General features: G+C 56.5%; 20 protein-coding genes and 1 pseudogene. 7 read left to right on the forward strand and 14 right to left on the reverse strand.

Annotation, left to right across the window (positions count from 1 at the left end; translation table 11 throughout):
* Nucleotides 1-524 precede the first annotated feature (524 nt).
* The gene (locus tag GR198_RS18775; RefSeq protein ID WP_164069372.1) at nucleotides 525-1,379 is read right to left on the reverse strand and encodes a calcium-binding protein; all 855 of its coding nucleotides are present in this window, start codon (nucleotides 1,377-1,379) and stop codon (nucleotides 525-527) included.
* A gap of 98 nt (nucleotides 1,380-1,477) precedes the next feature.
* Between GR198_RS18775 and GR198_RS36130 the strand changes: the two genes are divergently transcribed.
* Entirely contained in the window at nucleotides 1,478-1,612 is a 135-nt protein-coding gene (locus tag GR198_RS36130; RefSeq protein WP_280753381.1) for a hypothetical protein, read from the forward strand.
* Between the two features lie 86 nt (nucleotides 1,613-1,698).
* Here the strand turns inward: GR198_RS36130 and GR198_RS18780 are convergent, their stop codons facing one another.
* The 8 genes from GR198_RS18780 to msuE form a co-directional block, all read right to left on the reverse strand.
* Nucleotides 1,699-2,946 carry an SfnB family sulfur acquisition oxidoreductase gene (locus GR198_RS18780; RefSeq protein WP_164069373.1) on the reverse strand — a complete coding sequence of 416 codons (1,248 nt, stop codon included), beginning with the start codon at nucleotides 2,944-2,946 and terminating at the stop codon, nucleotides 1,699-1,701.
* 24 nt (nucleotides 2,947-2,970) lie between these two features.
* Nucleotides 2,971-3,753, reverse strand: a complete 783-nt coding sequence (locus tag GR198_RS18785) for an ABC transporter ATP-binding protein (protein ID WP_164069374.1) — start codon at nucleotides 3,751-3,753, stop codon at nucleotides 2,971-2,973.
* Between the two features lie 130 nt (nucleotides 3,754-3,883).
* Nucleotides 3,884-5,218 (reverse strand): ABC transporter substrate-binding protein, encoded by a 1,335-nt coding sequence (locus tag GR198_RS18790; protein ID WP_018484271.1) that lies wholly within the window; start codon nucleotides 5,216-5,218, stop codon nucleotides 3,884-3,886.
* A gap of 98 nt (nucleotides 5,219-5,316) precedes the next feature.
* Entirely contained in the window at nucleotides 5,317-6,357 is a 1,041-nt protein-coding gene (locus tag GR198_RS18795; protein WP_028734677.1) for a branched-chain amino acid ABC transporter permease, read from the reverse strand.
* Nucleotides 6,358-6,360: 3 nt separating this feature from the next.
* A complete protein-coding gene (locus tag GR198_RS18800) occupies nucleotides 6,361-7,257 on the reverse strand; it encodes a branched-chain amino acid ABC transporter permease (protein ID WP_018517084.1) in 897 nt (298 codons plus the stop codon).
* Complete coding sequence (locus tag GR198_RS18805; RefSeq protein ID WP_164021376.1) at nucleotides 7,257-8,171, reverse strand: ABC transporter ATP-binding protein; 915 nt, start codon at nucleotides 8,169-8,171, stop codon at nucleotides 7,257-7,259. The genes GR198_RS18800 and GR198_RS18805 overlap by 1 nt, the downstream gene beginning before the upstream one ends.
* A gap of 124 nt (nucleotides 8,172-8,295) precedes the next feature.
* Entirely contained in the window at nucleotides 8,296-9,399 is a 1,104-nt protein-coding gene (gene sfnG, locus GR198_RS18810) for a dimethylsulfone monooxygenase SfnG (RefSeq protein WP_018517082.1), read from the reverse strand.
* 20 nt (nucleotides 9,400-9,419) lie between these two features.
* Nucleotides 9,420-10,007 (reverse strand): FMN reductase, encoded by a 588-nt coding sequence (gene msuE, locus GR198_RS18815; protein WP_131714145.1) that lies wholly within the window; start codon nucleotides 10,005-10,007, stop codon nucleotides 9,420-9,422.
* A 651-nt stretch (nucleotides 10,008-10,658) separates the two neighbouring features.
* Here msuE and GR198_RS18820 point away from each other — a divergent pair.
* Nucleotides 10,659-11,060 (forward strand): annotated as a pseudogene (locus GR198_RS18820) (DDE-type integrase/transposase/recombinase); the annotation flags it as partial.
* A 56-nt stretch (nucleotides 11,061-11,116) separates the two neighbouring features.
* On the opposite strand, the gene GR198_RS18825 reads toward GR198_RS18820, so the two are convergent.
* The gene (locus tag GR198_RS18825; RefSeq protein WP_131591390.1) at nucleotides 11,117-11,767 is read right to left on the reverse strand and encodes an outer membrane protein; all 651 of its coding nucleotides are present in this window, start codon (nucleotides 11,765-11,767) and stop codon (nucleotides 11,117-11,119) included.
* A 696-nt stretch (nucleotides 11,768-12,463) separates the two neighbouring features.
* Between GR198_RS18825 and GR198_RS18830 the strand changes: the two genes are divergently transcribed.
* A complete protein-coding gene (locus tag GR198_RS18830; RefSeq protein WP_018484264.1) occupies nucleotides 12,464-13,207 on the forward strand; it encodes a helix-turn-helix transcriptional regulator in 744 nt (247 codons plus the stop codon).
* 756 nt (nucleotides 13,208-13,963) lie between these two features.
* On the opposite strand, the gene GR198_RS18835 is transcribed toward GR198_RS18830, so the two are convergent.
* Complete coding sequence (locus tag GR198_RS18835; protein WP_032998704.1) at nucleotides 13,964-14,440, reverse strand: tail fiber protein; 477 nt, start codon at nucleotides 14,438-14,440, stop codon at nucleotides 13,964-13,966.
* Nucleotides 14,441-14,672: 232 nt separating this feature from the next.
* Nucleotides 14,673-15,368 carry a hypothetical protein gene (locus GR198_RS18840; protein ID WP_018484262.1) on the reverse strand — a complete coding sequence of 232 codons (696 nt, stop codon included), beginning with the start codon at nucleotides 15,366-15,368 and terminating at the stop codon, nucleotides 14,673-14,675.
* 582 nt (nucleotides 15,369-15,950) lie between these two features.
* Between GR198_RS18840 and GR198_RS18845 the strand changes: the two genes are divergently transcribed.
* The 3 genes from GR198_RS18845 to GR198_RS18850 all read left to right on the forward strand — a co-directional run bounded on the left by GR198_RS18845 (nucleotide 15,951) and on the right by GR198_RS18850 (nucleotide 18,655).
* Nucleotides 15,951-16,505: an acyl-homoserine-lactone synthase gene (locus tag GR198_RS18845; protein ID WP_028734672.1), complete on the forward strand. Its 555-nt coding sequence runs from the start codon at nucleotides 15,951-15,953 to the stop codon at nucleotides 16,503-16,505.
* Nucleotides 16,506-16,827: 322 nt separating this feature from the next.
* On the forward strand, nucleotides 16,828-16,986 hold the full coding sequence (locus GR198_RS35435; protein ID WP_018484260.1) for a hypothetical protein: 159 nt from the start codon (nucleotides 16,828-16,830) through the stop codon (nucleotides 16,984-16,986).
* Nucleotides 16,987-17,059: 73 nt separating this feature from the next.
* A complete protein-coding gene (locus GR198_RS18850) occupies nucleotides 17,060-18,655 on the forward strand; it encodes an asparagine synthase-related protein (protein WP_164069375.1) in 1,596 nt (531 codons plus the stop codon).
* A gap of 315 nt (nucleotides 18,656-18,970) precedes the next feature.
* On the opposite strand, the gene GR198_RS18855 is transcribed toward GR198_RS18850, so the two are convergent.
* Together GR198_RS18855 and GR198_RS18860 are read right to left on the reverse strand one after the other, a co-directional pair.
* On the reverse strand, nucleotides 18,971-20,176 hold the full coding sequence (locus GR198_RS18855) for an aminotransferase class V-fold PLP-dependent enzyme (protein WP_018484258.1): 1,206 nt from the start codon (nucleotides 20,174-20,176) through the stop codon (nucleotides 18,971-18,973).
* A gap of 163 nt (nucleotides 20,177-20,339) precedes the next feature.
* Nucleotides 20,340-21,260: a LysR family transcriptional regulator gene (locus GR198_RS18860; RefSeq protein WP_164021379.1), complete on the reverse strand. Its 921-nt coding sequence runs from the start codon at nucleotides 21,258-21,260 to the stop codon at nucleotides 20,340-20,342.
* Between the two features lie 178 nt (nucleotides 21,261-21,438).
* On the opposite strand from GR198_RS18860, the gene GR198_RS18865 reads away from it, so the two are divergent.
* Nucleotides 21,439-21,822, forward strand: a complete 384-nt coding sequence (locus GR198_RS18865) for a RidA family protein (RefSeq protein ID WP_131714257.1) — start codon at nucleotides 21,439-21,441, stop codon at nucleotides 21,820-21,822.
* Nucleotides 21,823-21,876 lie beyond the last annotated feature (54 nt).

Consider the following 21,876-nt stretch of genomic DNA (forward strand, 5'->3'; position numbering starts at 1 on the left):
GTAAATGATTGTTGAAGTAACGGCGGTTGCTCATTTCCGGCCGAGCAGATCACCGAAGCCTGTTGCCAACGCCAGTATGTTGACGACAGTACTGGTAACGGCAATGCCAACCTTCCTCGACGGAAGACGCACCGCCACCGAGAGGATGTGACCGCGTGGGCCCCTCGCCATGCGCAGCCATCAAACGGGAAATAATCCTGCTAAGGCCCTCAACGCGGACTTTCACTAAGATGGAATTGCTTCGCGGGCCTGTACAGAAGACGGACGCTACGCCGGCGTCGCTCCTGATACCACGCCGGTCTTCAGCAGCAGGGCCAACTCCGCCAGCATCTCACGATCCTCTCGACCAGGGTCACGTCTTTGCGGTTGAACAACGCCGACATTGGACAGTACGCGACCGGCCATTGGACCTTGTTCACGTGCCGGTGCATTCGATCAAAAACTACGTCGTTTCTATTTTAGGTACCGCGCCACGTTAGAAAAGAGAAGCGCCCCAAGGGTGGAACGCTCCTCGGATCTTCGAATTAAATGAAGCCGAAATTTTCCGCCGTAAGCGAGGTAAGATCCGACATGTCGTGCAGATTGTCGACATGAGCGAAGGCATGCGCGTGGTTCGCAGAATCGACATAGGCTAGTGTCGCACCGTGAGTTTCGCCATCTTGACCGAGAGTTTTTTCATCATGGTAGACAATGATGTCACCGCGGGCTTCGCCGTGAATAGCGGTCGCGGCGGCAGAGCTAGACGTGAACCCTCGATCAGTGATTACCACGACGTGCTCACCGTGCGCGTTCGCGGCCTCGCCATTGAAGAAAGTGTCCACAAATTCGCCCGGGAAACCCTTGGAATGGTTGATGAAATTCGCGCCAAACACATTCCTATCACCACCGAAATCTGCGGCGTCCAGGACAAAACGGTCCTGCTCCGGATCAAAATCCGTCACAGTCGTATAGCAGTGTGTTGTTCCAACCATAGGGTCGTGGAACCGAAACACGAAGGCGTCGCCGTCTTCGCCGCCAGTCAAAACATCTGCGCCGTCACCAGCAACCAGGATATCCTTCCCGGGGCCCGCGTCGATCCGATCGTCGCCCTCGCCGCTATGTGGTATTACGCGGTGCTCGCCGAAGGGTTTGGAGGCGGAGGTGGCGTCGCTATACACGAGGTCGTGACCTTCACCAGCACGGATTGAGTCTGAGCCATCCCCGGCCCAGACAATGTCATGGCCGGGACCGGCCTCGATAAAGTCAATGCCGCCATCAGCCCGAATCAAATCATCGCCGCCGTAGGCTTTAATCCAGTCATTGAAGTTGCTTCCATCGATTGTGTCTTTGTCATCGGATCCGAAAATAAAGGGGCTGTTATCAGTGCGTTCGATCTTCATCGTAAATACTCCTTATGAGGCGGCCGGCGCCGCCAGCAGCCCTTATGTTTTCTAAGAGCGAATTAGTGAAATCCATTGTTTTGATAGGAGCGATTTGAATGACGGATGCCAAAACCTTTATCTCGGCGGCACTGCGCGCCCTTCGCGGTGGCCGGCAGAATATGAAAAAAAGACTTGGGGCGATGACAATCGGCGGCCAAGCAGCGGCAAAAATGTCCGCGACACCTCGTTGACGAAGGCGAAAGCTTCCTCCCTCGTATGCGCTGCAGACATAATCTGCAGAGCACCTGATCTTAGGGTGCTGTGCAGATCGGAATCCTCAGCTCCAGGCATGGAGCGGTGGCTTCTCACCATTCAGGAAATACTTACCCAATATGGCGTACTTCCAGCGGACCGGGTCGTGCAGAGTATGGGTGCGGGCGTTGCGCCAGTGGCGATCAAGCCCGTGCTCTGCAAGGGTCGAGCGCGTTCCTGCCAGCTCGAACAACTTGTTGGTGGCCGCAATCGCGATTTCGGTGGAGAGGATCTTCGCTTCGGCGGTAACGATCTGGGCTTCTGCAACGGTTCCCGCATTCGGATTGAGGATCGCCCGGTCAATGGCATAACCTGCCTTCTCTAGCAGCGCCTGCGCCGCATGCAGCCGTAGCGTCAAGTCCCCGATCGCCTGGATTGTGTAGGGATCGTCCCAAGCGTTGTCGACGCCGGAATCCACCCAGGCGCGGCTCTTGGTGCGCACAAAACTGACGGTCTCGTCAATCGCGGCCTGCGCGATGCCGGTATCGACAGCCACTTGGATAATCTGGAAGATCGCTCCGTCCGCAGTCGGCACTTCATACCCCTTGTAGCCGGGCACGAGATGCGTCTTCGGCACTTTGACATTGTCAAGCAGGACCGTGCCCGACAGCGTGGTACGCTGGCCGAAGGAGGACCAGTCGTCGATGACGGTCAGACCCGGCGCACCGCGCTCCGCAATGGCGTACCAGGCCCTGCCCTCCTCATCCAGTGCCACGATCGGCACCAGATGCGCGAGCAGTGCCCCTGACGAGTAGAATTTCTGGCCGTTGACGACGACATGATCGCCGGCATCGACGAATTTGGTCTCGAAATCCACCGCGCGCTTGGATCCAAATTCGGAGAAGGCATTGCCGAAGCGCGTTCCTTTCAACACTTCCGCGAACAACAGTTTTTGCTGGGCCGGGTCCGAAACCGTGCGGATCGCTGCCACGACGCCAAGATGGTTCTGCGCAATCTGTCCGATCGATGAATCGGCCGCCGAGATGATCTCGATGACCTTCGCAAGCGTCGCATAAGAGACCTCGGGACCGCCGAAGGCCTTCGGCACGTTGATAGACCAAAGCCCGCTCTGCGAAAACGCGTCCAGTTCCTTGACCGGCCAGATGCGGTCGCGGTCGCGCGCTGCCGATTCCTTGACGAACTCTGCCGCAAGTGTCTTGGCGATGGCAATCGCTTCGGCGTCAGTCTTGATGATGTGGGCTGGCTGCGACGGGCGCAGAACAGGTGGCACGGCCTTTGCGGCATTTTCGGCATTTATGGTGGGAAGGGTCATAGTGGATTCTCCTCTTGGATTGGATTAGCTGACAACAGCCGGGATGGAGGGAGCCACGGCCTTTTGGCCGAGGTAGAAGGACTTGATGTCGTCGCGCGCCCGCAGATCGTTCGCATTGCCAGTGAGGACGGCAACGCCGTTTTCGAGAATGATGGCGCGATCGGCATATTTCAGAGCGACGGCAGAGTTCTGCTCCGCCACAAGGATGGAAAGGCCCTCTTCTCGATTGAGGTGGCGAAGTATACGGAAAATGTCCTGGACGACGATCGGCGCCAATCCCATGGATGGCTCGTCAAGCACCAGCAAACGTGGCCGCGACATCAGCGCCCGGCCGATCGCCGTCAACTGCTGCTCGCCGCCCGAGGTCAGGCCGGAGAAGGCGCGGCGCTTTTCCCTTAACCTGGGAAAATGGGCGTAGACTTTCTCGATATCTCCAGCAATTTCAGCGCGTGTGCTGCCCCGGCCCAACCCACCAGAGATAAGGTTCTCCTCGACCGTCAGACTGCGAAAGCAATGGCGACCTTCAAGTACCTGCACGAGACCAGCGCGTACCAAGGTGCCGGGGCTTGTGCGTAGGACATCGAGCCCGTCAAACCGGATACTGCCTGAAACGACCTGCCCACGTTCGGCTGGAAGCAGGTTGGACAGCGCCTTGAGCGTTGTCGTCTTGCCGGCGCCGTTGGCGCCGAGGAGTGCCAGGATTTCACCGCGCACCAGATGGAGGTCGACGCCATCGAGGGCCGTGATGGCATGATTGTACGTTGCTTTCAGACCATCGACGGCAAGCAGAGCAGTGTCGTGAGCCATGATCGTGTTCCTGTCCATGCCTGAGAGCTGCAATTGAAAAAGGAGAAGGCGCGAGGCTGGTTGAGAGGGAACAACATCCATTCCCGCGCCTTTGCTTGAAGCCGCGCCCGCCGCGCGCGGCTTCAAAGGATCAGTTGGTCGCTGTTTCGGCGTCTGCCGCCGTACGAAGCTTGATGCCCTTTTCCGCAGCGTAAGCCTCCGACGACTTTTCGATGATCGGACGTAGCAATGCCCAGTCCGGCGCGATCCAGTCAGAGACGACGTTCCACTTCTTCCCATTCCACTGCTGGAACGTCACGTAGCCGTTGCCCTCGTGGTTGTCCCAGGTGACATTGATTGAGTGGAACAGGCCCTTGGCGCCGAGCGCCTCGACACGCGCCGGATCGAGCTGCAGGTGTTCAAACCCCCAGCGGACCTCGTCGCCGGTCAGCGTCCGCTTGCCGAACTTCTCCTGGGCGATACGGATCGCTTCGACATTGAGGATGCCGTTGACGATACCGAGATTGTGATAGACCGAGCCAATGCGGTTCTTATCTTCGAGGTTGCCCTTGCCGGCGTCGTAGATTGTTTTGACGATTTCCTGGACGACCGGATATGCGGCGCCCGATGCCTGGGTGGTGATCGCCGTATAGCCCTTGGCGGCATCGCCAGCGGGGATGACGTCTTCTTCTGAATTGGACCAGACATTGCCGATAATGTGGTCTGCCGGGAAGCCGACCTTCGCTGCGGTCTTCAGCGCGACCGGGTTCATCACGCCCCACCCGCGCAGGACGACGTAGTCCGGCTTGGCGCGCCGGATCGTGAGCCACTGCGACTGCTGTTCGTTGCCGGGATGCGGCACCTCGATCTGCTGCAGTTCGAAACCGTATTTCTTCGCCAGCAGTTCATAGATCGGAATGGTTTCCTTGCCATAGGGCGAGCCGTGATAGAGAACGACGATCTTCTTGCCTTTCAAGCTTTCGAGTCCACCCTCCTTTCCCGCGATATAGTTCACGATGCCGGACGTTTCGCTGTAGGGATTGAGAAGCAGCGGAAAGACGTAAGGGAAAACGCGGCCGTCGGTCGAATCGGTGCGACCATGGTTGATGGTGATCAGCGGCACCTTGTCTGCGGTGATGCGATCGATCATCGCATAGGCAATGCCGACGGAGAGCGGGTTCCAGGCAGCCACGCTCGGGTTGCTCTTGAGGCGCTCGTACGCTTCGACGCCACGCTCGACCTCATACTGCGTTTCAGCTTCCGACCATGTCAACTTGACGCCGTTGACGCCGCCGTCCCGCGTGTTGATCAGATTCAGATAATCAATGAAGCCACCGAAGAAGCCGGTGCCGCCGGCAGCATAGGGGCCGACGCGATAGCTCTGGAGCGGGAAGTATTGTTCATCCGCGTGGGCCATCGGCAGCGCCACCGTAAAGGCGAGGCTGGCGGCAAGAGCCACGATCTTGAATTTGGCAAGGATCGTCATTTTTGGACATACTCCGGGTATCGACCGGGCAAGGCGCCGGTTCGGGTTGATCTGATGAAGGCTGTTGGTATTTCAGAGCTTTGAAGGCTCCGTTTCGATCAGGACCGCACGATCGCGGCGCCGATGCGTTTTCGAACCCGGTCCCAAAGCGCGACAAGCCCATCCGGTTCGAGGATCAGAAAGAGAATGATGAGTGCGCCGAGCACGATGCGCTGGCTCATATCGAGCACGCCCGAATTGAAGATGTCGCCGAGCAGGAACGAACCAAGCCGCGACAGGACTAGTGGAAAAACAACGATCAACGCCGCTCCAAAAAAGGCCCCCCGGATCGAGGCAAGCCCACCGATGATGACGATGAACAGGATCTGGAATGAGCGGTCGAGATTGAAGCCGGCAGGCTCGACCGTGCGGAGATAGGCGAAGGCCCACAGGACGCCGGCAATTCCGATGATGAAGGAGGAGACCGCGAAGGCCAGAAGCTTGGTCTTCAGCACCGGCACGCCAATGATCCGCGCCGCTGTCTCGTTGTCGCGCACGGCAATGAAATTGCGGCCGGTCTGCGAATTCATCAATCGATAGGTCAGCACCGTGAGGACGGTGACCACCGTCAGCGCTAAATAATATCGTCCGACCGGGCCATCGAAGACAAGGCCGGAGACCGAAAGCTGCGGCGCATCGATCACGCCGGATGCGGAATCGTTGGAGAACCAGCTGAATTTGGTCAGCGCCCACTGTACGAAAAACTGCGCGGCGAGGGTCGAAACCGCAAGGTAAAAGCCCTTGAGGCGCAGGCTTGGGAGGCCGAACACCAGGCCGATACCGGCGGCTGCTAAACCCGCAAGAACCATGCTGACGATCAAAGGCAGACCGTCGACGCGAAGGTTGAAATTGAACGCGGCGAAGGCGCCAACCGCCATGAAGGCAGCACTTCCAAGCGACACCTGCCCCGCATAACCCGTCAGGACATTGAGACCGAGGCCGGCGAGGCTGAGCGCCAGGAACGGCAGCAGGATAGCCTCGAACAGATAGTCGGACCCGAGAAGCGGCACAACGACATAGGCAATGGCAAGCCAGGCCAGTGGCGTCGCCCAGCGGGCGGGGAAACTGTATGCCGGAAGATCATGAGTGATCGTGGACATCGGTCAGACCCTTTCCACGAGCTTCTGGCCAAACAGGCCGGAAGGTCGCACGAGGAGGAAGGCGAGCGCGATGACATAGGCAAACCAGCCCTCGATACCGCCGCCAAAATATTCACCAATATAGACCTCGGCCAGCTTCTCGGACGCACCGATCAACAGTCCGCCGACGATCGCACCGAGGATCGAGTCAAAGCCGCCGAGCACAAGAACAGGCAGAGCCTTCAGGACGATCAGCGACAGGGAGAATTGCACTCCGACGCGGGCTCCCCACAACAGGCCGGCGACCAGCGCCACTAGGCCTGCAGCCGCCCACACCGTCGCCCAGATCCAGGGGAGCCTCAATCCGACGGTGAGCGCCGCGAACTGGTCGTCGGCGACGGCGCGAAAACCAAGCCCGATGCGGGTGTAACGGAAGAAGAGAGAAAGCAGCAGCACCATTGAGGCGGCAACGACGGCTGCGAAGATGTCGAACTGACTGATGTAGACACCACCGACGTCGAACGGCACGTCCTCGATACCGAGGTCAAGGCCGTGCACCTGCGTGCCCCAGATCAGCTGCGCCGCCCCCTCGATGATATAGGAGAGGCCAAGCGTCGCCATGAAGAGCGTGATCGGCGGCTTGTTGGTCAGCGGCCTTAACACGGTGCGCTCGACGGCTATTCCGATAACGACCATGATCGCGAAGGTAATAGTGAATGCCAGCGGGAAGGAAATGCCGCGTTCCGTCAGGCTGACGAAGGTCAGCGCCGCGAACAGAAGCATCGCCCCTTGCGCAAAATTAAGAACGCCGGATGTCTTGTAGATCAGCACGAAGCCGATCGCGACCAGCGAATACATGACGCCGGACAGAAGGCCGCCGACGAGGACCTCGGTGAAGAACAGCCAGTCGAAATCAGCCATTAGATGCCCTCCCCGTTTTCGTTCTCAGGGGCGACACCGAGATAGGCATCGATCACGCGCTGGTCGCGCTGGACCTCGTGGGGCGTTCCATCGGCGATCTTGCGGCCGTAGTCGAGCACGGCGACGCGGTCGGAGAGATCCATCACGACCCCGATATCGTGCTCGATCAGCACGACGGTGGTACCGAACCTGTCACGGGCGGCGCGCACGAAACCGGCCATCTCGTTCTTTTCCGTCGCCGTCATGCCGGCCATCGGCTCATCGAGCAGCAGGATATCGGGCTCGGCCACCAGCGCGCGTGCCAATTCCACCCGCTTTTGCAACCCATAAGGCAGTGTACCGGCCAGACGATCGCCGACATGCGAGAGGTGGAGGAACTCGAGCACGTTCACGGCCCGACTGCGGGCATCCGTCTGTTCCGTGCGGGCACGACCGAGGCCGACGATCTGTTCGATGAAGCTCGACCGCGTCGTGTGCGCCCGGCCAATGACGACATTTTCTAGAACGCTCAAGCCCTTGAACAAGGCCAGATTTTGAAACGTGCGGGCAATACCCAAACGGGCGAGCTTCTGTGTCGGGACCTGGGTGTAGAGGCGCCCGGAGAGCCGCACATGACCACGATCCGGTCGGTACACGCCGCTGATCACGTTGATGATTGAGCTCTTGCCCGCGCCGTTCGGCCCGATAATGGCGAGGATTTCTCCCCGACGCGCTGACAGATCGATATCCGTCAGGGCGACGACACCGCCGAAGGACAAGGTCACCCCGACAAGATCTAGAATTGTCTCACTTGTGGTCGCTTGCCGCTCGCCGTCCTGGCGCGGCTGACCGTCAAGTCCAGCCAGTTGCTCCTGTATCTCCGGCGGAAAAGGCGCGGAACCCAGCGATCCAAAAGCCAATGTCATCGTGCGCATGCCCCCGTTTTCCATTACGCCCAACCGATAGCTTGTTGCACAATGTCCCGCCCGCAGGTGTCGCCATCTGCGGCTCCGTTATTCCCCGTGGCGGCCGAAAACCGGCCGCCTGTCTCATGATGACTTATTCCGCAGCAATTGCGCTCGAAGCTTCGGCCTCTTCGATCGCCCGCACCAGCGGGATCACGTGTTTGCCGAAATACTCGACCTCTTCCTGGAAATGCAGGAAGCCGAGCAGGATGAGATCGGCCCCGGCACGCTTTAGATCGACCACACGCCGCGCCACCTGCTCCGGCGTACCGATCAGGTTGGAGCGGAAGCCGTCATTATATTGGACCAGATCTTCGAAGGAGGATTTCGCCCAGTTGCCCTCGCCTTCAGGCGACGCCTTTCCGGCATTCTTGACCTCGTGGCCAAAGGCATTGACCGCGTCCGGATTGGCCTTCTCGATGATCTCGGCAAGGACGGACCTTGCCTCTTCCTCGGTCTCGCGGACGATGGCGAAAGCGTTGACGCCAACGCGGACGGAATGACCGTTGCCCTTGGCCTTGCCCTGAATGTCAGCGACCTGCTTGCCGATTTCCTCTGGCGTGTTGCCATTGGTGAAGTACCAGTCGGAAACGCGCGATGCCATGTCGCGCGCGGCGCGCGAGGAGCCCCCCTGGAAGATTTCCGGCTGCGGATCGATCGGCTTGGGCTTCAGCGAATAATTGTTGAAGCGATAGAAATCGCCGTGGAACGTGAAATTATCCTCGGTCCAGATACCACGTAGCGCGCGGATGAATTCCTCCGAGCGGCGGTAGCGCTCGTCATGATCTAACCAGTGCTCGCCGATCGCGTGGAACTCGCCGCGGAACCAGCCACTCACGACATTGACGGCGACACGGCCATTGGTGAGGTGATTGATCGTGGCAATCTGCTTGGCCGCCAGTGTTGGGTTCCACGGTCCCGGCAGAATGGCCGCGATCACCTTTAGTGTCGTCGTGGATTCCAGCAGTGCATGGCTAAAGGAGACCGATTCATGCTGGAACTCGGCGCCGTAACCGGCGGTGAAGCGAATCTGGCTCAGTGCGTAATCGAAGCCGCTCGCCTCGGCGATTTGCGCCAGCTTTCTGTTGTACTCGATCGTCCAGCTGGTGCGTTGCTCGATGTTCGAAATGACGAGGCCGCCCGAAACATTGGGCACCCAGTATGCAAATTTGACCGGCTCTCTACTGGCATAGGACATGGCACTCTCCCTTAAAATGACTAAGCTGACGCGGCGACGGCCGCTGGGCGGTTTCCATGGGCGCGGTCGGCAGCGGCGTTATTGGAGATCGGCAGCACCTGCGCGAGTTCTGAAACGGCGCGCTCGATGCGCTCGCGAACCGCAGGGCTGGTGATCTCATAATTCGCGAAATCGATTTCTGTGGCGTAAATAGCAGTCGGCAGCGTCAGCGCGTTGAAGAAGCCGAACAGCGGGCGCAACTGATGTTCAATCATCAAACCGTGCAGCGGCGTGCCGCCTGTGGCAGCTAGAATGACCCGCTTGCCGGTCAGTGCGCGGTAGTCAACAAGATCGAAAAGATGTTTGAGAGCGCCGGCATACGATGCCCGGTAGACCGGCGACCCGACAACCAGGACATCAGCCGCCTCGACGGCGTCGATAATCGCACGCCCCGCGGCATCCAGCTGGTCGGACCGAAGCGCCCTGAATAGAATCGGAGCAGCGTCAAACAGCTCTATGGTTCGGCTTTCGAGGCCCAGCTTCGATGCCGCTGCAACGACGACGGCCTCCACAACAGAGGCAGTTCGCGACGGCTGCTTGACATTGCCCGATAGACCCAGAATTTTCATTCGCAGCACCTCATTTGTTGTCGTAGTCTATATATTTAATATACTAATGATAACGACAGGATGCTAATATTCCTTCCAGTTGTGGAATTCTGATCCTGAAATCGAGCATGCCGGCCGAAATAATAACTAAGCAGCCCGTGCGCGGAGCACCTATGTGGCGTGACTTCGGCGCGCCATTGGCCACCAACCGGTGTGCTGAAGATAATCGTCTTATAGGAATTCGAACCACCGCCAAAAATCTAAGCGGACGATTTCCCATTGGGTGCCTCCGTTCCCTCGACCTGACATTTTAGATCTGATCTGCTGGTCTTGAAGGGAGTCGAACCGGTGGCTCGTTAGAAGAATTTCATGGCACTAATTAATTGGGTTATATTGAGATGGACAGGCAACACGATGTTGATTGCGACTTAGAATTGACCCGGCGCCGGGTCAATTCATAGCGGTTATCAACATCGTAGCTTGAAGGCGCTACCTCCGCGCCACCATATCGCTGAAGTACCTTTGGCCGCAGCAATCGCGTCCGTTGGCCACAATAGCTTGAACCACCTTCCCCGTTCGATGCGGGCTCTGCGGTAAAGGTGCGTTCGCGCTGATAACGGCTTGCTGCCGCACAGTCTTACGAGCAGCCGAGCTACGCCATCGAGGATAGCCTATGTGCTCGACGAAATCGTGCAGGTTCGCCGCAATACCAAGGCTGCCAGACGTTTGGTGATGCGTCTGCTAAAAAACCAGGGGATGGTGCCGAGGCGCATGATCACTGACAAGCTCCGCTCCTATGGAGCGGCAAAACGTCAGGTCATGCCGGGTGTTGAGCATCGCTCACACAAGAGCTTGAACAACCGGGCGGAGAACTCGCATCTGCCGTTTCGAAAACGGGAACGAATGCGCCAGGGATTCCGATCAATCGGGAGCCTGCAACATTTTGTTTCGCTGTTCTCCGCTGTTCGCAATCTCTTCGTTCCAGATCACACAAAACCTTCTGCCAACCAAATTCGCAATCACCGACCGCATGCCATGGCCCAGTGGAAAGCCGTCAGCGGCCAGCTCGTCTGAAAACTGTCCGCACGGGCCTTGATTCGTGCCCATGCTCAAGGCTTCAGACGAGTTCGTCAGAAGCGAAAGTTGAGGCCCGCCTTGATTACATTATCGTTGAGGTCGGACTTCGAGCCGATGCCTGCGCTCGGGGTCGGGACGGCGTTGTTAATGACGTAGTTGTACTCGATCTTTGCCGACACGCCGCCCGAAAACGCGTGCTCGACGCCGCCGCCGAAGAGGTAGCCCTGTTTCCAGCTATCCGGTCCGGATTTCCACTTGTCCGATCCGGATGCGGGGCGGCGGCCCTCGAACTCGGTCGTTGTGACGCCCGCGGTGCCGTAGACGAAAGTGCGGTCAAAGCCCAGACCAGCCTTCGCCTTCGCGGCACCGCGGAAGCGGCTTTCCACCTTACCGCCAGGCACACGCACTTCGTTGTTCATGTAAGAGCCTTCCAGTTCTGCGCCGAAAACGCCTGGTCCGGCCTGGAAATTGTAACCTACCTGAGCGCCCACCGCTGGGGCGCGATCATTGTTGAACGGGTTGAATTTGGAGGCCGCGACACCTCCGTGAAGACCGGCGTAAGCCCCGGCCCACGAGAAGGTTCGCGGTGCGTCATAAGAGGGGGCGCTCGGAACGCTGTGGTCAGCTAGATCGGCCGCCGACGCGCCGCATGCCATTAGGATCGAGACGCCCACGGAGAAGATTTTTCTTTCAATTAGCGACATATATAACTCCATAACGAGCGGAAACTAACATCCGGTGCTGGGCTGGACGCCCAAAGGTCTGCAAAGCCCGCCTGACCCGCGATAGCCGCGGGGAGGGCATCATGAGCTTCCATGAGAAGAGCCAGATCGCTCGACTGGATCAAGTTTCGCATCGCGTCCGTTGGGTCTTGTGTCGACCCGACGCTTTTTGGAACATAGGGGCGTTGTCCCCTGCTGTGCTGGAGCCTACCTCCTGGACCATAGCCCCCGACGTTCTTCCCTGCGACAGCCCTTCGCCTGTTGAATATTCCAGCGTTGTCATACCTCCTTCATAAGCAGACTCTCTACAAATACGTGATTCAAGACAAGAGACGCAGGGGATATATTTAATAGTATATTCGTTTAGTCTATGTAAAAGAACGGTAATGCATTGATAGTTCACCAATAACTGGAAAAATATACAAACATATATTTACTAATATATTCTGGTTTATTTTCCAGCTGGTGGCACTGGCGCCAAACGGTTTGCCGACGACGATCCCGCTGGCGAAAACGCGCACGTTTATTCGGGCGACCAACGTGACCTGAAAGATGCGCTTTTTGGTTGTATGTATCAAGGGTATCTAATATGGTTTTTAGAGTTTAGCCGCCCACCGAACTGGGCACTCACTGCTTAGATGTGACGACGTTAATCTTGCGCCGAACCGGGAGGTTGTCGTGAAGGAAGAATCCTCAACGGTCTCGAATCTGGTGTTCGATTTCCTGTCAGAGTCAGCCAGTGCAAAGAGCAAAGACGATGTGTTACTCTTACTTGGCAAAATTTCACAATATTTCGGGTTTAGTTATTTCGCGATATCCGGAATTCCCTCGCCTCCGGAGCGAATTGATCCCTATTTCGTTTTGGGCAATTGGTCAGCCGGGTGGTTTGATCGCTATCGTGAAAACAACTATGTCCACGCCGACCCCATAGTGCAGCTTAGCAAGACATGTGATCACGCATTTGTTTGGTCGGAAGCTCTGCGAGATCAAAAACTCGATCGGCAGAGCCGTCGCGTCATGAATGAGGCACGCGAATTCAAGTTGATTGACGGCTTCAGCGTTCCTTTACACACTGCCGCTGGGTTTCAATCGATTGTCAGTTTTGGAGCGGAAAAGGTAGAGCTCTCAACCTGCGACCGAAGCGCGCTCTATCTGATGGCGGCTTACGCGCACAGCTTGCTCCGCGCCCAAATTGGGAATGATGCCAGTCGAAAAATTCAGGCCTTACCCATGATCACAACGCGAGAGCGCGAAATCATCCATTGGTGTGCCGCAGGCAAAACAGCAATAGAGATCGCAACGATTCTCGGACGATCCCATCGAACCATCCAAAATGTCATTTTGAACATCCAGCGAAAGCTCGATGTGGTTAATACACCTCAGATGATTGCCGAAAGCTTTCGTCTCAGAATCATCCGCTGAAATATATGGAGTTTTCGGGCACTTCAAAGATCGGGCCTATTGGATCACGACAGCCATCATGATCAGATAGTAGCCCCGTTGAAATGCAGAGCTAAATTTGCGCCTGAATTGATAGACAGGCGCAACACAGTTTTCGGTAGGCCGAGCAGACAGCATCCATTGGGTGGCTGCGAGGACGTGCTTTGAATTTGTTTCCTCAGAAGTCGTCCAATGACCGCCTACCGCCAGACGGCCCCCCCGAATTGACCAGTCGCGTCTTTTGGGGTGATCCCCGACAGGTCGCAGTGGCTGGCATTTTCTGGTCGGGCAGCTTGGATTATCCGCGCACTTTTGACCGGCGCATTTATCATGCAATACGCGTTAAAGCGTGCAGGTAGCCCAGGCAATGTATTCGCCCGGGTGCCATTTGGCCTGCAGTTGACGCTTGCCCCCTCCAAACGTCCGGATGGATCCACGGGCTCACCGCTGAAGTCGCATGTTTTCCCGGTTGACGTTCCCGGATTTCCAACCGGGCCGGCAAGCGTGACGCCGCGGATCACAACGCCAGTTTCTACGGGCTTCGCTCCGACCTTGCCTTTTTGATGCTTCTCAGCCGCGGCACCCTGCGCGAACGTGACGGTCAGAGCGAAAGCAGCTAGGCATCCGAAAGCTCTCAAAGTACCAGTCATTAAGCTTCTCCTCTTTTGCCGCCCGGCAAGATGTCGCTTCCGGACCGACGCTTCTGAATCGAATGAAAGGACCTACGCCCCTTTCGAGTTACCGAAACTTGATCAGATAGTTCACGGCCACGTTCTTGGGACGCGTCTCAAGAGCTGTGCGTGCCGGATTTTCCGGTGAACCTGTCGATTTGCTTGAAATAGAAGTTCCGGCGGCACTGCCCTGTTGCGAAATTCCCGCCGGCGTCGTTATCTCATAGGGATGCGCATGAACTTGCATAGCATCGCATTGGAGTGATCCAACGACATTCGCAACATTATTGCCGGTTGGATCTAGCCGTCGTTTCGCGTCAGGGTCCATACCGGCACCGGCATCGAAACCGCGCAGGAACAGCCCACGGTAGTCCGGAATCCGAAATTCCAGATCGGCCGTAGAATTCCGCTCTCCATAGAGTCCGCCGAGAACGGCGTAGAGTTCTGGATAGGCGGCTGCCCTAAGATAACGTCCGTCGCAAAGCATCCATCCCTGGGCTTCGATGTAGCAGATAGGAGCTTCCGCATTTGTACCCGCAGCCACGCCAGAGCTCGCGCAGGATGTATTGCTCCAGATTGTATTGACCGAGCTCGAGATAGGGGCAACTTGCCCCGCAAACGAACACACCGCACCGATTGGAGGCCCTGCAAACATCTTTGGTTCCTCGGTCAAGATTGATGTGTGAGTGAAGGAGTGCCACTTATCAGCAACAAGAGGCACTCCCATGCATCAGTTCCGACCTGACCGGCGGAGCTGAAGCCAATTCACCTTGCCATCAAGCCGGGTTGACATCCCAGGTATTGTCCTCGTGGAGCACGCCTACGAGATTGAAGACGGCAGAGGGAAACTTGGCTTCACTGGTCTGGGTGATCGTGTCGATACTGAGCACCGAGCCGATAGACACATTCGTTCCCGCCGCAATCCAATAGCTCGGAGTCGGCGTGAACGTGTGGAACAGATTGGTGCCCGCTTGTACAACATAAGTTCCTGTACCGGACATGCCGATGCCCACGGAGAACCGATTGTTTGGCACATTGCCAGCATCGTTGATGACCAGTGATCCTGCAGGATCCGCCTTGATCGGCACGGTCAGGCCGGGTCCACCACTTAATGAAAAAGTAGTGGTGTTTTTCCCGCTGGGGCTGCAGTCCTCCACCCCGGAGGCAAAAAAGTCCACGCCAGGAATCAGTTGTCCCGTGTCGCTCCAGACGAAATTATAGGCGAGCTCCCAAGTGAACTTGATTTGATTGCCAACCCGAATTTGATACGGAGAGCAGAACCATGCCAAGGAGAAGACATTGGCAACAGGTTGAGGCATCTTTTGATAGACATAGAAGGTCCAAGGTTGCGCCGATTGATTCTTCAACAACAACGAATATTGCGTTCCTTGGGCAAGCGCCGCGCTTCCCGGCTGTGATGCACGGGCATGATCCGTCATTTCCTTGTCTACGTAGCTGACATGCAAGGACATTTGATTCTCCCTTTCCGCTGATTTTCTGTCTTGACGCCAGGACTGATCCAATCGTTTGGACCGCTTCTTGGCCCAGCTCCAACTGAGGCGAGTGTTATTGGAGACACCAATTCAGCTATAATCATTTCTAGGTGACGTAAATGAGTAGATATACTCCCTGACAGGCCGCCACTAACCCATAGGCATGCCCCCGAGACCCGGGACGGTAAGAGCGGTGGAAGCCTATTTGGTCGGTAGCGGATAAGCATCGGCCGAGATGGTTTTTTAACGTGATCCCATCAACGAAAAGCGGCCTGAGAGGCGGCTTGATCGAGCCTTAGGCGTCTTTGACGCACACCGTATGCTCTGCAAATTTACTCTAGCGCTATGAGATGATGGCATTCTTAAGCGCGTTTTGGCCGATCTTTCCGTTGCCGCTATTTCCCATGCCGCGCGGGATTGTTTGGTTTCAAACCATGGTAGCGCGACGAACGATGAGCTGCCACTGAACTTTCATCCGCGACCTAGCTCAGAAATGAGTATTTCTACTCATTTTGAAGGACAGAAAGATCGCGCATAGTGATCCCCGGGGGTCAGGAAGCGATGATGAAGATTTGCATTGGGGACTCTCGGGCTAACGCCGTAATCATGGAGAAAATCTGGCGATTTCGACACCAGCAATTTGTGGAGCGACGTGGGTGGCAGGCATTACGCAAGAGTGACAGACGGGAAATAGATCAGTTTGATCACGATTGCGCTATTCATTTTAGCGTTCTCAAGAACGATACGGTGATCGGGTATTCTCGGCTCCTTCCTACGGTGCAGCCACATCTTCTTTCAACCGTCTACCCGCAAATCATGCGGGGCCAAAAGTGGCCAAGGTCGCACGACGTTTTCGAATGGACGCGATGGGCGGTTGCAAGCGGTGACGAAAAGATTGACGGGGTTCCAGTATCGCGTGTTTTGATGATCGGGTTGATGGAGTTTTGCCGCGTTGCTGGCATCACCTCGCTTATCGGCGAGACGCACCCAAAGCTGATAAACACCTTGCGCGCCAACGGGTGGCAAACACACATCCTCTCAGAGCCTAGCATTTTCGAAAACGAATTAGTCGTGCCACTCGAAGTCATCCCCTCGTCCGCCCCGCAGACGTTGTAGGCAACTAGCTAGCACAGGAAATTCCGCTCGATGTTTGAACCTTACGGCTCAGGAAGTTTTGGTCACCAATTCGCCGCCAGTCCGGCTCATAAGCGCACACAAGTCACCGCCTGGAATTCTTTTGCACAAGCGGTGCTACATCGCAATCAATGCTTAGGTCAGAGAGCCAGTCACGTAGCCGCCCGGATCGATTGTAGCCTAATGATTCCGCAGCCTATGCCACCCTAGAACGGTATGGGACAGTCAGTGTAACTCAGTCACTCGCGTCATTGGCACCCCTTTAGGGGAACGGCGAGGAAAGTAACCAACGGAGAATCATAACATGGAAACGATAACTACCCGCAAGCCCGTTAAACTCATCGGTGGCGAGTTGAGCGTGTTTGCCAAGGCGCCACGCGTCGGACCGACCCCTTCGACCACAGAAATTGCTGCCATGATCAAGGGGGGAAAACCGGGCGACATGGACAAACTCGACGTCTAAGTCTCATCCGTGTGACCGTCGCCAAGGCGGCGGTCACTGCCCCTTTAGATTTTCATCAACTAGGCGATCACCCATGTTCAAGGGAACGATTGACCGAGGTCATCTCGAGTGCGTGGATGAACCGCTGATCCCGTCGTCATATCCCAACATCTCTATCAAGATCCTGGACCATCCTTTACTCGAAAGCTTCCGTTGGGACACCACTGATCAAATCATCCTGATCTGCCGCGAGCGTTCCGCCGAAGCGAGTGGGCAGGTTGTGGCACTCAGGGATTGGCCGATAGAACGAGCACATGATTTCTGTGCTTTTGGGCAATGGCCATTGGACTATCAGACAATTTCGATCAATCGCCATTCCGGCACGGTGACCTTCAGCGCCGGACATGGAGGTGTTGCGCCACTTTATCTGAAGGTCAGCGGTGAGCGCATTGATCTCTCCTGGTCGATAGCGGACTTTTATTCGGGCATGACTCTCGCTGACGTCGACACGGACCGAACTGGCCTGCGTCTTGTCGGGACGCTCCCCTATGCAACAACCACGATGTTTCGCTGTGTTTTCATGCTGACGGAGCGCGCGTCACTTTGCATCAGCAGGACGGGAGCCGTCGAGACGAAATATCCCCCTCCGGCACCGTATTTCATCCCGACCCCGCTTGTGGATGGGGCCGATGTTGCCGCCGCAGCATGCCGTTTGATCGACGCCCTGCTGCGTCGCTGGCCGCTCACGCCCGCCCTCACGGCTAGCGAATTCAGCGGAGGATTGGATTCGGCAGTCGTTGCCGCCATTTTGGCGGAGCAGCATCCTGACGCCCTGCAAACCTATGCCTTGGAGGTCGAGGGGCCAGCTCGAAGTCAACAGACTTCGAGGCGCGAAATAGCAATCGAGCACTTTGGCTTCCACGATCAAACGCTGCGTGTTGACACGATACCATTGGTTCCGTGTGGGTTCGAGGTGAGTAGCGACTACGTCCCAGCTCCCTACAATGCCGATCTGCAGCGGCCTCTCCATCAACTATTGAAGTCGCTCGCAACTGCCTCAGCCCCACGGGCGGTCGCAACTGGTACAGGCGGTGATGAGTTGCTAATGGCCCATGCTTTCGAGCAAAATCACGAGCAATTCGCTCGTAATATTAGCGATGCATTCCTTCCTGCGATCCTTCCCTCCGCCATGACACTGGTGCTCAAAAGCCGATTGCCCGACTATGCAGCAAGCTGCGATCGGGCACCCTTTCCTATTCTGCCGATTTCGGTACTGGAGGCACACGCCGCGCGGGCTCCTTTGTTTGCGAGCCATGGCATATGGCCAATTAGCCCATTCGCCCAGCCGGAAGCCGTACGATTTTATCGGAGTTTACCTTTAGCCTGGAGGCACGAAAAGGCGCTGCATCGCCGGATGTTGGAACGGCTTGGATATCCCAAACGGTTCTTCGGCGTTTCTATAAGAGAAAATTTCGAACACTATCTGACCGGCTCGCTGATTATCGGTGCTAGCGAGATCACTAGTCAATTATCCCGTCGTTGCCTGCTGCATGAACTGGGACTGATCGATGCTGACCGCCTAATCGCCACAATAGACGACATCCGATGCGATTCTCCGCTTAGCGAGCTCGGCTCTGTCTTCCACGCGATTAACGTTGAACACATGCTTCGGCGAATTGACGGAACTTGAAGGAGATCACCCGCTAACGCAGCGGGGACTTCAACACGCCTGCAATTAGAAATCCGTGTATCGCCACGGAACAAGGCGGATGGGTTCGCCGGCACTTTGAAAATGTCGGGCTTCTGGAGCGAGACTTATATGAACATTTGCCATTGCTTTATGGCGTTGCGTGGGCGGGATTGGCAGATGCGCCTGCCATGATCTGCCTAACAGGACCGAACAGTTAGGGCTTGATCTTAGCATGCAGTCACGACTTGATGTAAGGTCGCATCAACTGCTTTGCCTTTTGAAAAGATCCGCTCGTTCGTCAGGCGAGCAAATCAGCTACGAGGCAATACCAGCAATCGCCTCCAGGAATGCATCGATCTCTTCCTCGGTATTGTAATAATGTGGCGACGCTCGCACCACGGGCGGGAGTTGTCGCGTATAGGCGTCGACGGGTGTACTAGAAGGAGGGGAAACTGAGACGTTGATTCCCTTGCCAGTCAGATAAGCCATGACGGATGACGAGTCCCAGTCGTTGACAGTGAATGAGATGATGGAAGCAAGGGGCCTCCCGAGATCATGCACGGACACGGCTCGTATACCCCGCAAGCCTTCGCGAAGCTTTGAGGAAAGGTGATTGCAGCGCTCTTCGATATTTTCGAGCCCAATGTCGAGCGCGTAGTCCACTGCTGCCCGCAGGCCGAGACGAACCGAACAGTTCTTCTCCCATGTTTCAAAACGCCTGGCATCAGGTCGCAATTCGTATCGATCCGGACCAGTCCAGGGCGCGCCATAGAGGTCGATCATCGTTGGCTCGATCTTATCCACGAGTGATTTACGCATGTACATGAATCCCGTTCCGCGTGGCGCTCGGAGAAACTTCCTGCCGGTAGCAGTCAGGATGTCGCACCCGAGCGCGTTGACATCGATCGGGATTTGACCCGCAGCTTGGCATGCGTCGAGAAGATAGAGGATGCCGTTTTTTCGCGCTATTCGACCGATCGCTGCTGCTGGATTGATAAGCCCGCCGTTGGTCGGGATCCAGGTAACCGCTATCAACCGAACGCGATCATCGATCATTTTCGCTAGTGCGTCCGGATCGAGGACCCCAGAAGCGTCATTCGGAATGACTTCGATCGATACGCCGGTGCGCTTGGCAACCTGCAGAAAGGCGATGTAGTTGGCTGCAAATTCGGCACTTGCCGTCAGGATCCGGTCTCCAGGTCGGAAAGAGAGGGAATAGAAGGCTCGTTGCCAGGCGATCGTCGCATTTTCAGCTATCGCAATCTCGTCGCGGCCACAGTTTACGAATGTAGCCAAGCTGTCATATGTCCCCTCCAGTAGAGAGTTGGACTCAGCTGCGGCTTCGTATCCGCCGATCTCCCCTTCCCGCCTTAGGTACCCAACCACCGCTTCAATAACAGGGCTCGGCATCAGCGCAGCGCCAGCATTGTTAAGGTGGTTTCTGTTTTTTGTGCCGGGGGTATCAGCACGCAAGCGAAGAAGGTCCAAAGTTTTGCGAGCGTTGCGGCTGATTTGCGACATGAGGGATTCCTTCCTTTGATCGAGCGTCAATCTTGTTGACGCAATCGGCGTTGTCACGGAAGCTGACAACTTCGCAACCCGATGTGCAGAATTGAGCGACGGGGCGTAAGCGTCCGCCAATTCAGCCGGCCAGAGCGCTCCGCACAGTCCGATTTGCGAAACTTCACGAAGACCAAGGTGAGTTTCTCAGAAGGCGTTGTTCGTCTCGACGTACCAGCTCTTTCACGAATTGCTTTACGGCTCTCACTCTTGGAAGATAAGCTAGATCCTGGTGTGCTGACATCCAGATCTCGCGCTCGCCGCTCAGTTCGTCGAGCACTGGAACGAGACCCAGGTTTAGACTGAGTGCGAATTCGGGAAGGGCTACAATTCCTGCGCCCGCAGACGCCGCGAACATCTGCGACATCATGCTATTTGAGCTGAACGCTATTTTTGGGGTGGGTACGAGTTCCTCTAGCCAGAGCACGCTTTCAAGCTGAATCAGCTCCTCGATATAGCCAACAAAGCGGTGCTCGCTAAGATCCGCCGCTTGAGAGGGAACTCCATTGCGCTCAAGATAAGCCTGCGAAGCGAATAAGCCAGTCTTGAAACGTCCGATCAGCTGACTGTCCAGAGAAGTTCCATGGGGCTTGAAGAAGCTTAGGAATAAATCCGCTTCCCGGCGAGCGACCCGAACCGTTTGCGGCGACGTTACAAGCTCGAGGTCAAGATCAGGGTGCCGGCTACTGAGTTCAACGAGGCGCTCGGAGAGATAAAGCGTTGCGATGCCTTCCATGGTGGCCAATCTGACTGTGCCGCGTATTTCGTCACGATTTCTTACGTCGCTGCGAAGAGCATTCACGCCGTTCTCGATTTCCTCCGCTCGCCGCATTGTAACCAGGCCGGCCGGTGTCAGCAGAAGTCCGTCCTTGGTCCGCTCGACGAGTGCACCGCCAACCGTATATTCCAGACGAGCAAGCCGGCGAGATACGGTGGAATGGCTGACTTTTAGTTCGCGAGCGGCGCCGGTCACGCTCTTGCACCGGACGACGATGAGGAAGAGTTTGAGATCGTCCCAATCAAGATGATCGATTGCAGTCGCCATGCTACCTCCGTCTATTTTTGCACAGGGTAGTGCATCCTATTCGGGTTGGCTCGCAAATTCGTTTTGATAGTCTCAAACGTGCTGTGCCGCTATGTGTGGTGTGCGGTGAAGTAAAATATCTTGCGGAAACGCTTATCGCCAGCAGGTCGCACTACTTGAACCTACCTTGGGAGAACGCATGTCCAGACGAACTGTGAATGCTTCAAACGCTGCGGCAGTGGGACCGTATTCGCACGCGACATGGGCCGGCGATCTTCTGTTCTGCTCCGGCCAGACACCGCTAGACCCCGGCACCGGCAAACTTGTCGACGGAAATGTAGCCGACCAGACACGCCAGTGCTTCGATAATCTGTTTCAAGTCCTTGAGGCAGCGGGCCTGGGGTCGGATGATGTCGTATCCGTCAATGTCTATCTCACCGACATGGGGGACTTTGGCCAGATGAATGAGATTTACGCGACGCGTTTTTCATCGCCCTACCCGGCCCGCACCACAATCGGCTGCGCCAGCCTGCCGCTTGGAGCACGCATTGAAATCGGTCTAACAGCAAAGCGGCAATCTTGAGCCTGCCTTTGCCGAGCTAGTCGAGATGGCTGATGGCGAGCCTGGATCTGTAGA

The sequence above is a fragment of the Rhizobium leguminosarum genome, from assembly GCF_010668065.1.
In the GTDB taxonomy this organism is placed as follows: domain Bacteria; phylum Pseudomonadota; class Alphaproteobacteria; order Rhizobiales; family Rhizobiaceae; genus Rhizobium; species Rhizobium leguminosarum_S.

Coding starts and splice junctions, on each gene's coding strand:
- GR198_RS18845 (WP_028734672.1), top strand. CDS start 15,951: ATGATGAAGATTTGCATTGGGGACTCTCGGGCTAACGCCGTAATCATG.
- GR198_RS18860 (WP_164021379.1), bottom strand. CDS start 21,260: ATGGCGACTGCAATCGATCATCTTGATTGGGACGATCTCAAACTCTTC.
- GR198_RS18855 (WP_018484258.1), bottom strand. CDS start 20,176: ATGTCGCAAATCAGCCGCAACGCTCGCAAAACTTTGGACCTTCTTCGC.
- msuE (WP_131714145.1), bottom strand. CDS start 10,007: ATGAAAATTCTGGGTCTATCGGGCAATGTCAAGCAGCCGTCGCGAACT.
- GR198_RS18865 (WP_131714257.1), top strand. CDS start 21,439: ATGTCCAGACGAACTGTGAATGCTTCAAACGCTGCGGCAGTGGGACCG.
- GR198_RS18800 (WP_018517084.1), bottom strand. CDS start 7,257: ATGGCTGATTTCGACTGGCTGTTCTTCACCGAGGTCCTCGTCGGCGGC.
- GR198_RS18840 (WP_018484262.1), bottom strand. CDS start 15,368: ATGTCCTTGCATGTCAGCTACGTAGACAAGGAAATGACGGATCATGCC.
- GR198_RS35435 (WP_018484260.1), top strand. CDS start 16,828: ATGGAAACGATAACTACCCGCAAGCCCGTTAAACTCATCGGTGGCGAG.
- GR198_RS18850 (WP_164069375.1), top strand. CDS start 17,060: ATGTTCAAGGGAACGATTGACCGAGGTCATCTCGAGTGCGTGGATGAA.
- GR198_RS36130 (WP_280753381.1), top strand. CDS start 1,478: ATGACGGATGCCAAAACCTTTATCTCGGCGGCACTGCGCGCCCTTCGC.
- GR198_RS18790 (WP_018484271.1), bottom strand. CDS start 5,218: ATGACGATCCTTGCCAAATTCAAGATCGTGGCTCTTGCCGCCAGCCTC.
- GR198_RS18795 (WP_028734677.1), bottom strand. CDS start 6,357: ATGTCCACGATCACTCATGATCTTCCGGCATACAGTTTCCCCGCCCGC.
- GR198_RS18785 (WP_164069374.1), bottom strand. CDS start 3,753: ATGGCTCACGACACTGCTCTGCTTGCCGTCGATGGTCTGAAAGCAACG.
- GR198_RS18775 (WP_164069372.1), bottom strand. CDS start 1,379: ATGAAGATCGAACGCACTGATAACAGCCCCTTTATTTTCGGATCCGAT.
- sfnG (WP_018517082.1), bottom strand. CDS start 9,399: ATGTCCTATGCCAGTAGAGAGCCGGTCAAATTTGCATACTGGGTGCCC.
- GR198_RS18780 (WP_164069373.1), bottom strand. CDS start 2,946: ATGACCCTTCCCACCATAAATGCCGAAAATGCCGCAAAGGCCGTGCCA.
- GR198_RS18805 (WP_164021376.1), bottom strand. CDS start 8,171: ATGCGCACGATGACATTGGCTTTTGGATCGCTGGGTTCCGCGCCTTTT.
- GR198_RS18825 (WP_131591390.1), bottom strand. CDS start 11,767: ATGTCGCTAATTGAAAGAAAAATCTTCTCCGTGGGCGTCTCGATCCTA.